This window comes from Cobetia marina (assembly GCF_001720485.1).
Taxonomy (GTDB): domain Bacteria; phylum Pseudomonadota; class Gammaproteobacteria; order Pseudomonadales; family Halomonadaceae; genus Cobetia; species Cobetia marina.
The window spans coordinates 1,319,835-1,332,947 of record NZ_CP017114.1 but is presented as its reverse complement, the minus strand read 5'-3'; the positions used below and the strand labels follow the sequence as shown (position 1 = coordinate 1,332,947).

The window sequence follows — 13,113 nt, the reverse complement described above, 5'->3', positions numbered from 1 at the left end:
GGAGAAATAGCATGGCATTGGAAGCAAAAATGAGCGATCTTCAACAACATAAATACCAATACAAAAACTACAGAGATGATGGGGACGCTCCATATACAGGGAAGCTAGATCGAGACAGGGTAGATAAAGACGAAGCTTATGAGGTTCTCTATTTCATTAATCAATTCATGGATGACTACAACGTCAACGAGTACTCGATGATAAAAAAGATCGAAGATGCACTGCATTCCTATGATCTTTCTCACGAAAGCTATAGGCCATCTCTAAACGTCGCTGTACACGATAAGCTTCTTGCTTATCTTTAACCTTTAGATGAATCGATCACCGTGATCAGGCGCAGCGTGATGGTGTAGGGGTGATCCGGCCCTTGGCCGCCAGCGGCGAGGCGATAGACCTCGGTGGCCGTGACCGCCTCACCACTGGCACGATCGAACACGCAATCGAAGGTGCGCCCATCGCCCCAGGTGAGCGTCATGGGCGTGTCGTCTGGCCGTGGCGTGGCCGCCAGCTCTGTGAGAGCCAACGCGGTGGCGCGAGTTACCCAGGCCCCGTTGCCGCTGGCGAGGGTAATGGGGCGCCCTGCCGCCTGCGCAGACTCCTCGATGATGAGTGCCCCGGTCAGCGTGGGCGTCTGCACCTGGCCGACGCTGTGGGACACCAGCTCATCGGTCCACTGGATGTCATCGGGCAAGACAATGCCCTCAAGGGTGATCGCCATGGTGTGTTCTCGTGACTTTCTCGCGATGGAAATGAAACGCCCGCCATCAGCGGCGGGCCGTTGTGCGTGAGGCTTGGGTCAATCGATCAAGGAAGGCATCGGCCTCGCGCTCGTCCACCCCGTTGAGGGTGACGGTCTCGTTACCGATGTTGAGGTCTACCGCCACGCGGCGCTGGGCCTGTACCGACTGGGTGAGCTGGCTGGTACGGTTCTGGGCGTCACGGTTGTTCTCGCGCTGGGTGACCTCGGCCTCCTGCACGTTGCGCTGACGCTCAGCCTCATCAGCCAAGGCCTGCTGCTTCTCCTGCTCAGACTGGGCGCGGATATCCTCAAGGCGCAGATCATGGGCGCGTTCCGCGAGCCGCAGCGACTCCTGCGCCGCGCTGATGGTCTGAGCATCGCCCAATGCCCGGGCGGCGTTGAGCGCCTCCTGAAGCTCGGTCTGTTGCTGCTGATACCGCAGCGCCTCCACCTGGGCGCTATCGCCCTGCAGGCTGGCGAGTTCCGAGCGCAGGCTCGCCAGCGTGTCGCTCACGCTATCTGACAGCGACTCGACCTGACTGCGCACCGACTGGATGGAGCTTTCGAGGCCGGAAAGGTCCGACTCATCGAGCAGGTCGAAGCGGCTTGAGAGATCGTCCATGTCCTGCGAGAGTGCGCTGGCTGGCGCCCGCCCTGCCTCGATCTGGTCGGTCAGCGATTCCACGGCGATCTTCTGCTCGAGGAAGGCAATCTCGGTCTGACGTGACGTGGTGGCGAGGTCCGTCATCCAGGCCGTGAAGCCGGTGGAGTCGAGACGGGTGGCGAGGTTGTCGCGAAGATCACCGATCTCATGGTCCAGCTCGGCAATGCGGTCCTGCATTCCCTCGATGCCTTCGGCCTGGGTATCGATCCCCCAGTCAGTCGCGAAGGCCTGATAGGCGGCGTCACTGAGTGACCGTATCTGCTCTTCCGTCTCGTGCAAGGCATTGCTCATCAGCTGAGCAATGGTCTGGGCACTGCGTGTGACAGAGGCCTCCACCGTCTTGGCCGTGTCGGCAGAGGCCTGCTGCGCCTTGTCTCCCGTGTCCCGGGCTGCCTTGGCCGTGGCTTCCTGCGCCTCGATCCACTGCGCCTTGAGCGTGCGAGCCCCGGTCACACCATCCTTGACCAGCCCATCGAGAACCGCGCCGAAAGCCTTGATGCCCTCGTCAGAGCTGATCTGCTCCTTGGCGCCGACATAGGCGCGGCTCAGCTCCTTGGCGGATAGCTCGCCGCTAGAGGCGATCTTGGTGAAGGCATCAATGGCCGAGCGTTCCGCCTCGGTCACACCGGTGCGGATCTCTTCCAGGGTGGTGCCCATGTCCTTGGCCAGGCGGGCACCAGCAGACTTCCACTTGGTCGCGAGAGTATCCGCGCCGGTCACGCCGTCATTCACCAGCTCATCGACCTGATCCTTGAGGACGGCGATGCCCTTGTCAGATTTGATCTTGTCCTGCGCCTTCTCGAAGGCCGTCGCCAGCTGTGCCGCACTCAATTCACCACTGGCCGCCAGCGTGGCGAAGGCATCGAGGGCTTCCTGCTCGCTGTCTGCAATACCACTGGATAGCTCGCCCAGCGAGGTACCGAGAGAAGTGGCGGCGTTTTCCAGTGCCTTCTGACGTTTGGCGGCCGCATCCGCTGCCTGCTTGGCAGCCTTCTCTTCCTCCTCGGCCTGCTTCTTGGCGGCAATGGCCGCAGCCTCAGAGGCAGCGGCCTGCTTGGCAGCAGACTTGGCGGCTTTCTGCGCGGCCGTATCGCTGTTGTCGAAGGCGTTGGCCGCGTCCTTCCCTGCCTCAGCAGCTTGTTTGAAGTAACGCGCGGCATCCTTGTTGAGGTCATAGAGCGTCTGTTCTGCCGCCTTGGCCTTGGCCTGCGCCCTGGCGACTTCTTCATCGGAAGCAGCGCCAACCTTGTTCAGCAACTCGAGCGACTTGGCGTTTAGCTGCAGCACACCGGTGCTGACGCTTGCGATGCCGGCCGTCAATCCGGCGGCCGCTGACTGCACCAACCGGAATACGGCCAGCAGAGAATTGCCCATAAACTGACCGGTATCGACGACCGACTGCATGGCACCGCCAATCTGATCGCGATGCTCTATGAAGCTCCGCGCCCACTCACCGCCGGTACGAATCACACCCCCGATGGCCGTGGCGAGGTCGTCCAGCAGCCCGGGGTTTTCCGCCAGAGCCTGCTCGAAGTCAGCGGACACCTGATTGACCGCCGGTGACAGCTCGCCCATCAGGCGATTGCTCAACCCTTGTAGTCGGCCTTGTAGGCGGGTGATGGCGGCATCGGTCGCTTGCAGATTGGCGATCTGCTCGGGGGACATGATCAGCCCCACCTCGCTGGCCTCTTCCATCAGAGCTCGGAGTTCAGCGGCATTATTGGCAAGCAGTGGCTGCAGGCGTGTGGCATCGTCTGCCAGCGATTCCAGCAGGTTGACCTGAGCCGCCTGGGGCAGATCCTTCATGGCATCGGCCAGGCGCAACATCATCTCGTCTGGCGCCAGCTCGATCAGCTCCTCGGCCTTGATGCCCAGAGCATCGAGGGCGTCCTGCGCCTCACCGCCGCCGTTCTGGTAGGCGTCACCGATCTTGTCGGCAGTGTCCTTGAAGATATTGCCGGTCTTGTCGGCATCGATACCGGCACGCTGAAAGGCGTACTGATAGCCCTGCAGCGCCTGAGTGGAGATACCCAGCGAGCGCGACGTGATATCCAGCTGCTGGGCCATCTCGGCCTGCTGAGCGGTGTAGCGCGTGGCCCAGCCGACGGCCAGCCCTGCCCCTGCCACCGTGGCGGCGGCAGCACCGGCAGCCCACTGTTTGAGTGAGGCACCCGCTTTCTTGAAGCGGCTTTCGCTGCGCTCGGCTGCCTCACCGGATTCGCGGGCGGCCGCGGCGGTCTCACGCAAGCCGGATGCCAGCGAGGTCACGTCGTCTTCCAGCTCACGGGATTGGCGGGCCAGGCGCTGTTCTTCATCGGCCAGGTTGTCGATGTCCACACCCGCGGCGTGGGCATCCTGCTGCAGGCGCGTGAGCTTCTGGGCCTGAGCCTCATGACCGGCGGTCGCCTTGTCGGCTGCCGCGCGGGCTTTGTTGAGGGCCTTTTCCTGCTGCTTCAGTTCGCGCTCGACCGGCTTGAGCTCGGCAGTCAGCTGGGCCGCACTGGCGCTGGCGCTCTGCCACTCCTCCTTGGCCTCATCCGTCGCTTCACGCTGCTGCTGCAGCTCATCACGCAGACTGCTGAGGCTTTGTGCCTGGGCATCGTAGGCATCCTTCGCCTGCTCCACGGCACCACTGGTCCGCGACAATGCCTGGCGCTGCTCGTCGGTGGCGTTGGCGCTCCGGCCGATCTCGGACTTGAGGTCACGCACACGCTGTGCGGCATCACGCCATGCCTGACGGGCGGCAGTGGTGGCGGTCTGGGCGCCCTTGTAGCTGGTCTGCAGCTGGGTCAGCGTCTGAGTCTGGGCGACATGCGCCGCCTTGGCGTCGTCCGCCTCTTGCGCGGCCCGCTGTGTCGCCAGCCGCAGCGAGTCCGCACCGTTGGCGGAATTCTCATACGCGGCCTGCAAGTCATCAGCCTTGTCCACGGCTTCGCGCATGGCAGTCCCGGCGTCATCCACGACCGCCGCGACCTTGTTGATCTGGGTGACCAGCTTCTGTTGCTGGCCGATGGCCGACATCTCTTCGGAAAGACGCTCGACCTCGGCTGAGGCCTCGCTGCTGTCCTGCCCGAGATTGTCCAGCTCGCTCATCAGCTTGCCGATGTCTTGCAGCCCATCGACCGCGGCCTGAATGCGCAGCTGGATGTCACTCTGATTGGCCATCGTGTCGTGCTCCGGACATGAAAAAGCCCGCCAGATGGCGGGCTAGGGGGTGCAACTCACAGCAGGCAGGCTCAGACCTTGCCTGCCTTCTTCAGGCGCTCCAGCTGGCGCACCTCGAGGGTGAGGGAGTCGCCGGCGGCATACTCCTTGCCGCCGTGGCGATGCGCCTTCCTGAGCTTGACGCTCACCGAGTCGCTGGGCTTGGCCTCAGTGCCAGACTTGGTCTCGGTGCCAGTCTTGCCTGTAGCGGTTTTGTCGGTCATGGCTCGCTCCCGTTAGCTGTACATGGTGGCGGTGTAGGCGGCGCCCTTGCCGGGCGGCACAACCAGCGAGCCGGACAGCTGCCCGGTGATGAACTCGGTGCCCATCAGCTCGGTGGCCTGATCCGCCGACAACACGGCACGGAAGATCTCGACCCGGGTACGCTTGCCGGTGGCGAGGTTGATGCCATCCACCAGGATGTAACGCGGCTTGGATATCTCGGTGTCCCCCATCACGCGATGGCCGGTGACCGCCTCGGTATCGTAATCCACGGTGACATCACCTGCCGCGGCAGCGGTACGCGCCTTGATGAGGCCGGCACTCAGGTTGATGTCGCAGTCAGCCGTGACATCGGTAGCGTCCTTGGTGACCACGACACTGCCCGCGGCCAGCGAGGAATGCGGCAGCGCCGCCCAGGCCCCTTCCGTCAGGGTCAGCGCCTCGCCGGTCACGCTGTCAGCTTCGGCATCCGCCAGCTCTGCCGTGCCGCCAAGCGTCTCCGCCAGCATGGCGGCCGGCATGGAATCGAACTGGATGGTGACACTGGCCGAGTCACTGGGCAGGTTGACGGCATCCAGCGCCTGGCCGTAGTTGTCCTTCTGGAAGGAAGGGCGAGAAATGCGGTTCACGCTGGTCGGCGTGATGCTCAGGGACGGCACGTTCATCGGGCCATTCAGGGCGCCGAACTTGCCGTTGGCATCCACCTCGGCCATGAAGATGTCGCCAGACATGATCAGGCCTGTGTCTTTGAAGTCAGCCATGAGTTACCTCGTGCGGGTGTAGGTGATGGTCACGGGCAGATAGATGGGAAGAATGCGGCTGCCCAGCTCCGCATCATCCAGTTCGGCTTCACCAGTCGTGATGGTGACCGCCAGCCCATCGAGCAGCACCTGGCTCTCCGGATAGATGGCGTTGTAAAGATCATTGAGCAGCGCATCCTGACCGGCACGCCCATGGGTCTTGAGGTCGAGATAGGCCTCGATCTGAAGGCTGATCGATTCCTTGCGCGTCCCCCGCCCGGCGCGGGCGTCCACGTTGCTGGCCAGACGACGGACATGCAGCAGTGGCAGCGGGGTCTCCGAGCGCAGGTTGATCTGGATGGCCTCGGTCTCAATATGCGCGATGTCGGTGGCATGGCCATTGGCCGTCGAGATGGCCGCCAGTTGTGCCACGAAGGCATCGATCACGCGGGTGATGGGCGTCATGTGGCTCTCTCCTTGGCCAGGCGAGCGAGGAAGCGTTGCTGGAGGTCGAAGGCGATCTGGTTGCGCAGCTCGCCATTCACCTGATGATTCCAATGGTTCTTGAGGGTCCAGCCGTTGGCGCGGGTGAGGCGGCGCTGACTGCCCTTGCGGTAGCGCACCAGCGGTGTCTTGCTGCCGCCCTTGGGATTGACGAAGCCGTAGACCCGCATGCGCTGGCCGCCCTTGCGAATCCAGATACTGGCGCGGGTGCCAGTGCCATCCTCCACCTCGGTGCGGTACTGCCAGGACTTGAATGGCACCGGTGAGCGGCTGAGCGTGAGACTGGCGCTTGGCTGGTCCTTGCTGGCCTTCTCGACCGTGATGCGCGAGCGCACCGCCGTCGGCCTGACCTTGCCATCGGCGCTGATGCCATCGATGAGCTGCTTGCGGGTCGCGGATGCCTGCTCATTGATGGCCGAGGTCATCGCGCGGCGGGTGGCCGCGGGTAGCGCCTTGAACTCCGCCAAGCTTTCGGTCAATCCCTCGATGGCCACGCCCTTGGGCAGCCGTGAGTTCTTGCCACGCTTGCGAGGCATGCGGCCTCCTGTCAGCGAGGAATGGTGAACAGCTGCACGCTGATGCCGTCATCGCTGCCTTCCACGATGCCTTCGATCTCGAGCGCCAGACCGGCGATGTGAATCCTGTCACCGGGCTCTGGCCACGGCCAGCGCAGCTCCGGTTGCAGTACCTCGACCACGTTGCGGGCCTCATTGGCCTGGCCGATGAAGACGTTCTGCCGGTGCAGCCATGCCTGAATGGGGTAGGCCTCACCCCTCATCGGCTCATACTCGGCCACCACGCCCTGCAGGCGACGCGCGGCAATCTCGACCATGCTGCGTGCCGGATCGAGGGATTCGATGATGAACAGCACCCCATCGCGGCGGCGGATGATCTGGCCTGCCGCCAGCTCGGCACGAGGCCGCATGCGCACCAGCGTGGAAGATGGGGCACGAATACCCGCCTGCTCTTCACGCCCGGCACTCTTGGGCTCCACGAATTCGGCCCAGACCTCTCGCAAGGTAGGCCAGCTTGGCGGGTGCCCGGTGCGGCTACCCAGCAGGGTGACGCGATGGCGAAGCTGTCCGGCGCGCATAGTCACCTCATGCGAAGTGGTAATGGGTGTAGTGATCGACCAGGGCGCCCACGGCCATGGGAACCTCTGAGGTAATGGTGCCGATGACCACGGCTTCGCGGGTCTCGTACCAGTGACCGATCAGCAGCAGCATCGCGGTGGTGATGTCGTCATCGATGACCAGCGCGTGCTCATCCCCTTCTGCCGGAATGGCGTCGTGGGTTTCATACAGCGTGCGCCCCGTGCGTCCTTCAATGACGCGACGGGCCGCATTGGAATAGGTCTCGAGGAGCTGATCGTCCTCGGAGAAGTCCGGCTCCAGCCGGACGTGCAGCTTGATGATGTCCAGCTCGAGCATCGGCATGCCTCATGGGGTTTGCCCCAACAGGCAAGGGCCGCACGATGGCGGCCCTTGTGTCAGGTGGTGGATGGGGATCAGGCCGCCTTGCCGGTCAACGCCTTGATGGCGGCGGTGTCCTGCAGCACGCAATCGAAGCGATGGAAGGCGAGGAAGGCCGTCTGGTCGAACTCGGCATAGCGTTCGACCAGGCGCTTGAGCGTCATGTAGTTGATGCGGCGAATCACGAACTGCTGGAAGTCACCGGCGAACATGAATTTCTTGCTCGCGGCCATGTCCTCGAAGCCCTGATCAATGAAGTAGGACTGACCGAGTACCGTGGATGGCGCCAGGCCCGCGACGGCCGGCAGCCACAGCGGGCGACCCTGGCCATCTTCCATCTCGGTGATCTTCTGCAGGGTGTTGTCGTTGAAGCCCAGACGGAAGTTCGCCGCGCGACGGTACGCCGGATCAATGCTGTGGATCAGCTTGGTGATGTCCTTCCAGTTCAGGCTGGCCGCAGCGGCTGCCGCCACGGTGCCAGTGACCGAGGTGGCGAGGCCCTTGGGCTGCTGGGGAGTGCCGGCACCGGTACCGCTCACCAGGTACTTGGCTTCGGCGCGACCGATACGGGAGCCGATGCGCGAGGCCAGGAAACCCTCGATGTCAAAGGCCGAGTCCTGCAGCAGCTCGTTGGAGACACGGATGACCTTGGAGCTCAGCTTCTTGGCGCCGAGGTTCTGGATGCCGAACTCGACATCCTTTTCACTGGCGGCGGTGTTCTCCCCCAGCAGCTCGCCCTCTTCCCCGGTACCGTCAGACACCGGCCATTCGATGGTGGCGCCATCGGAGGTATTCAGGATCTGGGCGACCGAGGCCAGCCCGCCATAGTCCTGCATGGACTCATGGATGCGGTTGAGCATGGTGGTCGGGACGGTGTAGCCGCCCTTGTCATTCTCGCCCGCTGCCTGAGCTCGCATCTCACGCATGATCGCGCGCTGCTCTTTGCTCATGTTGCCCATGCCTTCACGCACGAAGGCATCGAAGGCCGCGGCACGCTGCTCATCCACGCTCGGGCCCTGGGACTGCCCAGCTTCCGGCGTCTGAGACTGGCCGCGCAGCTCCTCTTCGTTGTCACGCACGAAGCGCTGATCTGCATCGCGCAGGGCTTCTTCGCGATCGATCTTGTCCTGCAGGCCATCCAGCTCGCTCTTCATGGACTGCCACTGGCTGCGCTGCTCATTCTTCCATTCGGTGTCACCGGCATCTTCATGCATCTTGCGCATGTCCTTGGCGACGGCCGCGTACTTCTGCTTCAGTTCAGAGAGTTTCATGTAGCCTCCACGGGCTCAGGCATTGATGAGTTCAAGGAAGCGCTCGCGGGCGCGGCGCTGATTGACGGCACGCTGCGTGATCTCTCGGAGTTCATCGCAACGAGCTTGGAGCGACCGCTTGGCGGCGCCCGCATCGGGGTAAGCCGGATAGGTCACAGGGGACACATCCAGCAGGCGGCTGAATCGGTGGATGGTGCGCACGATGACGCCGTGCTCGTCCTCGCCCCACTCGTCACCATCGGGGGCGACTCGGAAGGCGAAGCTGGAGCCGGTGATGTCGCCCCGTGCCAGCGGCGCCATGACCAGATCACGCACCGACTGGGTGTCGGGTGGGTCGATCTCATAACGCAGGCCCTCTTCATCCACGGACAGCGACAGCGTGTTGCTGAGGGTGCGGCCGAGCACGAAGTTGGGGTCATGGTTGAACAGGGCGCGCACGTCATCGCCCAGCACGTTGTCGAATGCACCGGGGGCGATCTGCTCCTTGAACATGCCCATGATCATTTCGCTGCGCTTGTTGAAGACGGCGCCGTGACCAATGATCCGCAACGGCTGCCCTTCTTCGCCCGCTTCGGCGCGGACCTCGCACGTCAGGGCGCGCTTTTCTGTCTCACTCATGATGTGGAGTCCTCGGGCGAGGGTGACTGGCCCAGCTGACTGGCTGGGGTGGCGTTGACGCTGATCAGCATCTCGCTGAGGCCATCGCGTGGGTTCATGTCTTCCAGGGCGCGGACTTCGTTGCGATCCATCCAGCCATCGGTGATGGCCTTGTGATAGAACTCGGCACGCTCCGTGGGGGTGCCGCGCAGCAGCCCGGCGAGGTTGAACTTGGCGTAGTAGCCAGCCCGACGCTCGGTGGGCGTGAAGATGGCGCGGTTGATCTCCTGCTCCCAGTTGATGACCCAGGGCATCATCGTGTGCCGCACGAACTGGATGGCCTGCTCGGAGATGTTCGAGAAGGTGGCCTTGTCCAGGTCGTTGATCATGTGCGCTGGCACGTTGAAGATGCCGGCCACCTCGGAGCGGTTGAGCTTGCGCGTCTCGAGGAACTGGGCGTCCTCCGGCGCGATGGTGATCGACTTGTAATCCAGCTGTGCGGGGAGCATCAGCGTCTTGTTCTCGGACTGGCGCAGACTGGCCACGGCCTTGGCCCAGGTCTCCTTGAGGCGATTCCAGCTGTCGGCGTTCAAGCTGTCCTTGACGGTGACAAGCCCGGTCGGGCGCCCGCCTCCCTCGAAGAAATCCTTGCCGTAGCGCTGGGCCGCCAGCCCGAGGCCAATGGTCTCGGCGTGCTGGCGCACCACGCTGACGCCGGTGCGATCGTGCGAGCCGAGTGCACGAACGTGGATCATGTCCTCGGTCGCGACGGCGCGTGAGCCATCCTCATCGGTGACGGCATATAGCCAGCGGTTGCCGCGCTTCACCGGGCTGCAGTTCCACGGGCAATGGCGTTGCAGGGAGACGGCATTGCCGCGCGCATCCCGAACCACCTCGGTGTAGCCATTGCCCCAGCCAAGCACGTGGGACTGGGCCGTCTCGCGCCACTTGTAGCTGGTCTGCCAGTCGTTGGGCTCGTCATGCAGCAGCTGATACGCGGGATGCTCCGTGGCGGCGGTGATGACGCCGTTCTGCTTGCGCATGACGTGCAGCGGCAATTGCGCCAGCGAGGATGACAGCACGTAGATGCAGGCGTAGACCGCGCCAAGCGTCATGGCGCTCTGCTGGTTGACCGTGATGCTGGAGTCGCCATGCAGATAGTCCGCCAGCGTCTGACCGGTGAGCGGTGTTGCCGGGTTCTCGACCGAGCGGGTGGAGAACAGTTGATCGAGAATCATGAGGCCCCCTTGCGCATGGCGCGTGCGCCGAGCAGTGCCAACACCAGTAGCAGGCTGCCACTGACCATCAGCGCGTCCGCGAGGCCGAATCGCAGGTACAGGCCGCCCGTCAGGCTGGCGAAGCCGGCCAGCCCGAGGGTGTCGAACAGTAGGTTTCGCATGTCACATGACCAGGAAGTCGTCGTCTGAGAGGGAGTCGAGAAGGCTGGGTGGCTCGACATCGAGGGTGATGGCACGCCCCAACGCCATGAGCAGCGCGATGATGCCGTCGATCTTGTTGTCGGCGGCTTCCTTGCGCGGGTAGATGTTCTCTTTGGCGTCGGCCTTGGCGACCACGTTGCTGGCCATCCAGGTGAGCAGTGGGTCAGCCGGGTGCGTGAAGCGACCGCCAGTGACGGCGGCTTCCATTTCGCGCATGGCGGGGCTCATGTTCTGGACCGTGTTGCGGTACTCGATGACCGGCGCGCCTTCCTGCATCAGCTGATGGGCGAGCTGGGTGGCCCGCCACGGATCGTAGGCGACTTCCTGCACATCGAAGCGGCTGGAGAGATCGAGGATGTCCTGCCGGATGACCTCGAAGTCGAGCTCCTCACCATCGGTGATGATCAGGTGGCCGGAGTTGACCCAGCCTTCATAGGCAGCGCGGTTGCTGCTGGCACGCTCGATCGCGCCTTCCGGCAGGTAGCTGCGCACGAAGGCGCGCCACTCGACCTTGGCGTCTTCGCGTACCTTGCGGAAGATCAGGCCGATGGCGGCGATGTCGGTCTTGCTGGCAAGGTCAACGCCCAGCCAGCAGGGCTCGCCCTCCATCTGTTCCAGCGACATCGAGTCATCACCGGCCGCCAGCCAGGTGGCCATGTTCAACCAGGCGCTGCGTGCCGAGACCCAGACATCGAGGTGCTTGGTCAGAAAGGAGTTCTGGCGGCTGGGGTACTGGATGGCATCGCGCTGCGCCTTGAGCAGGAATTCCTCGCTGACGCTGACACCGAAGTTGGGGTTGGCCTTGCGCAGCACGTCCGGCGACTGCCAGTCGTCGCCCTCATCGATGGTGTAGATCAGCGCGAAGAGCTCAGGGTTATCGACCACGCCATCGAGCATCTGCTGGGCCTGACGGCGCTTGTCGTAGCAAGGCCCCGCGAGGTTGAAGCCGGCAGTGGTGATGATGAACATCAGCGGCTGATCGCGGGCACCCATGCCGGTCAGCATGGTCTCGTAGAGGCTGGGCGATTGATGCTCGTGGAACTCATCGACGATGGCGCAGCTGGGACTCGAGCCGTCGCCCGGGTCACCGATCATCGGTTCCAGGCGGGAGCCGTCACCGGGGATGCTGATGTTCTTGGCCATCACCTCAATGCCGGCGGCGCTGATCAGGGCCGGTGATTTCTGCAGCATCAGCTTGGCCGGGCGGAAGACCTCCCAGGCCTGCTTCTCTGTGGTGGCACCACAGTAGACCTCGGCGCCGTATTCCCCATCGGCGGCCAGCATGTAGGTGGCCACGCCCGCGGCGATCACTGACTTGCCGTTCTTGCGCGGTACCTCGATATAGGCCTCGCGGTAACGCCGCTGCCCACTGCGCTTGCTCATCCAGCCGAACAGCACACTGAAGATGAAGAGCTGCCAGGGCTCGAGCGTGATCAGCTTGCGTTCGCGCGCCCACTTGCCCTTGGTGTGAGGCAGCAGCTGAATGAAGACGCATGCTCGCTCGGCGGCGTCACGATCGAACCGATAGGGAAAGGCGCGCGTCTTGGCCGCCTTCTGTTCATCGACATGACGCTGGCAGGCAAGGCGGACCCACTTGCAAGCGGGTATCCGGCCAGCCACCACGTCCCGAGCGTACTTGTTCGCAGCATTGACGTTGGGATAGCTGGCCATTGAGTGTCATCGCTTGTTGCCACCCAGCAGCTCGGCGAAGGGGTTGGCGGCATCCTTGGACCCGGGCACGGCCAGGCGTGCTCGGCTGGATGGGTCGAGACCGAGTGCGCTGCCGAAGGTCGTCATCTGGCGGGCCGCCTCATTCTTCGCGGTCAGAGCTGGGTTCTTGATGGGGGCACCGGTGGCAGGACTTTCCAGCACCAGGCCGCATTGCTGGATCTCGACCACGGCCTGACGCCAGGTGGCGTAGGCATCGCAGTAGGCCTCGAGCTGATGCAGGTCAGAGCGCGTCAGGATCTTGGAGCCGACCAACCAGGGCGCGAGCTTGTCCCAGGCATCACGGCCGATCTCGCATAGCCAGTCGGGTGCCGGCGGGGCTTCATCGAGCGCATCGCCCTCGGGCTCGTCATGGTTGATGGCACGCTTGCCGGCGTTGCCCTGCACCGCCTTCAAGTGGCTTGGTTTGGGCTTGCGACCTCGTGTCATCTGAGAATCCTTCGCGCTAGGCTGATTTTTCAATTTCGCGGGTGTGAGAAAGAAACGTAACGGAACGGTGGCCGCCCCCAAAGGTGGTGGAGATTGCACCCCCT

At 63.5% G+C, this 13,113-nt stretch carries 15 protein-coding genes; 1 reads left to right on the top strand and 14 read right to left on the bottom strand.

The window, feature by feature from the left end; translation table 11 throughout:
* Positions 1–11: 11 nt before the first annotated feature.
* Positions 12–305, top strand: coding sequence for a hypothetical protein (locus BFX80_RS05775; protein WP_084208189.1), 294 nt, complete (start codon positions 12–14; stop codon positions 303–305).
* Here BFX80_RS05775 and BFX80_RS05770 read toward each other — a convergent pair.
* The 14 genes from BFX80_RS05770 to BFX80_RS05710 form a co-directional block, all read right to left on the bottom strand.
* Entirely contained in the window at positions 302–718 is a 417-nt protein-coding gene (locus BFX80_RS05770) for a hypothetical protein (RefSeq protein ID WP_084208188.1), read from the bottom strand. The two genes, BFX80_RS05775 and BFX80_RS05770, sit on opposite strands and share 4 nt — an antisense overlap.
* A gap of 46 nt (positions 719–764) precedes the next feature.
* Complete coding sequence (locus BFX80_RS05765; protein ID WP_084208187.1) at positions 765–4,568, bottom strand: coiled-coil domain-containing protein; 3,804 nt, start codon at positions 4,566–4,568, stop codon at positions 765–767.
* 71 nt (positions 4,569–4,639) lie between these two features.
* Positions 4,640–4,831: a DUF7210 family protein gene (locus BFX80_RS05760; RefSeq protein ID WP_084208186.1), complete on the bottom strand. Its 192-nt coding sequence runs from the start codon at positions 4,829–4,831 to the stop codon at positions 4,640–4,642.
* 12 nt (positions 4,832–4,843) lie between these two features.
* Positions 4,844–5,590 (bottom strand): phage tail tube protein, encoded by a 747-nt coding sequence (locus BFX80_RS05755; RefSeq protein ID WP_054557058.1) that lies wholly within the window; start codon positions 5,588–5,590, stop codon positions 4,844–4,846.
* A 3-nt stretch (positions 5,591–5,593) separates the two neighbouring features.
* Entirely contained in the window at positions 5,594–6,034 is a 441-nt protein-coding gene (locus tag BFX80_RS05750) for a hypothetical protein (protein ID WP_054557057.1), read from the bottom strand.
* On the bottom strand, positions 6,031–6,609 hold the full coding sequence (locus BFX80_RS05745) for a hypothetical protein (protein ID WP_084208185.1): 579 nt from the start codon (positions 6,607–6,609) through the stop codon (positions 6,031–6,033). The genes BFX80_RS05750 and BFX80_RS05745 overlap by 4 nt, the downstream gene beginning before the upstream one ends.
* Before the next feature lie 11 nt (positions 6,610–6,620).
* Positions 6,621–7,166 carry a phage head completion protein gene (locus BFX80_RS05740; RefSeq protein WP_084208184.1) on the bottom strand — a complete coding sequence of 182 codons (546 nt, stop codon included), beginning with the start codon at positions 7,164–7,166 and terminating at the stop codon, positions 6,621–6,623.
* A gap of 7 nt (positions 7,167–7,173) precedes the next feature.
* On the bottom strand, positions 7,174–7,503 hold the full coding sequence (locus BFX80_RS05735; RefSeq protein ID WP_054557054.1) for a head-tail connector protein: 330 nt from the start codon (positions 7,501–7,503) through the stop codon (positions 7,174–7,176).
* Positions 7,504–7,580: 77 nt separating this feature from the next.
* Positions 7,581–8,816 carry a phage major capsid protein gene (locus BFX80_RS05730; protein ID WP_084208183.1) on the bottom strand — a complete coding sequence of 412 codons (1,236 nt, stop codon included), beginning with the start codon at positions 8,814–8,816 and terminating at the stop codon, positions 7,581–7,583.
* A 15-nt stretch (positions 8,817–8,831) separates the two neighbouring features.
* The gene (locus tag BFX80_RS05725; protein WP_084208182.1) at positions 8,832–9,434 is read right to left on the bottom strand and encodes an HK97 family phage prohead protease; all 603 of its coding nucleotides are present in this window, start codon (positions 9,432–9,434) and stop codon (positions 8,832–8,834) included.
* Positions 9,431–10,651 (bottom strand): phage portal protein, encoded by a 1,221-nt coding sequence (locus BFX80_RS05720; RefSeq protein WP_084208181.1) that lies wholly within the window; start codon positions 10,649–10,651, stop codon positions 9,431–9,433. Before BFX80_RS05720 ends, BFX80_RS05725 begins: the two co-directional genes overlap by 4 nt.
* Positions 10,648–10,812, bottom strand: coding sequence for a hypothetical protein (locus BFX80_RS17955; protein ID WP_166019415.1), 165 nt, complete (start codon positions 10,810–10,812; stop codon positions 10,648–10,650). Before BFX80_RS17955 ends, BFX80_RS05720 begins: the two co-directional genes overlap by 4 nt.
* Before the next feature lies 1 nt (position 10,813).
* A complete protein-coding gene (locus BFX80_RS05715) occupies positions 10,814–12,523 on the bottom strand; it encodes a terminase large subunit (RefSeq protein ID WP_084208180.1) in 1,710 nt (569 codons plus the stop codon).
* A gap of 6 nt (positions 12,524–12,529) precedes the next feature.
* Positions 12,530–13,009, bottom strand: coding sequence for a phage terminase small subunit P27 family (locus BFX80_RS05710; RefSeq protein WP_054557049.1), 480 nt, complete (start codon positions 13,007–13,009; stop codon positions 12,530–12,532).
* Positions 13,010–13,113: the final 104 nt, after the last annotated feature.

Excerpts from the sequence above, each read along its gene's own strand:
- BFX80_RS05775 (WP_084208189.1), top strand. The coding sequence starts at position 12 with ATGGCATTGGAAGCAAAAATGAGCGATCTTCAACAACATAAATACCAA.
- BFX80_RS05770 (WP_084208188.1), bottom strand. The coding sequence starts at position 718 with ATGGCGATCACCCTTGAGGGCATTGTCTTGCCCGATGACATCCAGTGG.
- BFX80_RS05765 (WP_084208187.1), bottom strand. The coding sequence starts at position 4,568 with ATGGCCAATCAGAGTGACATCCAGCTGCGCATTCAGGCCGCGGTCGAT.
- BFX80_RS05760 (WP_084208186.1), bottom strand. The coding sequence starts at position 4,831 with ATGACCGACAAAACCGCTACAGGCAAGACTGGCACCGAGACCAAGTCT.
- BFX80_RS05755 (WP_054557058.1), bottom strand. The coding sequence starts at position 5,590 with ATGGCTGACTTCAAAGACACAGGCCTGATCATGTCTGGCGACATCTTC.
- BFX80_RS05750 (WP_054557057.1), bottom strand. The coding sequence starts at position 6,034 with ATGACGCCCATCACCCGCGTGATCGATGCCTTCGTGGCACAACTGGCG.
- BFX80_RS05745 (WP_084208185.1), bottom strand. The coding sequence starts at position 6,609 with ATGCCTCGCAAGCGTGGCAAGAACTCACGGCTGCCCAAGGGCGTGGCC.
- BFX80_RS05740 (WP_084208184.1), bottom strand. The coding sequence starts at position 7,166 with ATGCGCGCCGGACAGCTTCGCCATCGCGTCACCCTGCTGGGTAGCCGC.
- BFX80_RS05735 (WP_054557054.1), bottom strand. The coding sequence starts at position 7,503 with ATGCTCGAGCTGGACATCATCAAGCTGCACGTCCGGCTGGAGCCGGAC.
- BFX80_RS05730 (WP_084208183.1), bottom strand. The coding sequence starts at position 8,816 with ATGAAACTCTCTGAACTGAAGCAGAAGTACGCGGCCGTCGCCAAGGAC.
- BFX80_RS05725 (WP_084208182.1), bottom strand. The coding sequence starts at position 9,434 with ATGAGTGAGACAGAAAAGCGCGCCCTGACGTGCGAGGTCCGCGCCGAA.
- BFX80_RS05720 (WP_084208181.1), bottom strand. The coding sequence starts at position 10,651 with ATGATTCTCGATCAACTGTTCTCCACCCGCTCGGTCGAGAACCCGGCA.
- BFX80_RS17955 (WP_166019415.1), bottom strand. The coding sequence starts at position 10,812 with ATGCGAAACCTACTGTTCGACACCCTCGGGCTGGCCGGCTTCGCCAGC.
- BFX80_RS05715 (WP_084208180.1), bottom strand. The coding sequence starts at position 12,523 with ATGGCCAGCTATCCCAACGTCAATGCTGCGAACAAGTACGCTCGGGAC.
- BFX80_RS05710 (WP_054557049.1), bottom strand. The coding sequence starts at position 13,009 with ATGACACGAGGTCGCAAGCCCAAACCAAGCCACTTGAAGGCGGTGCAG.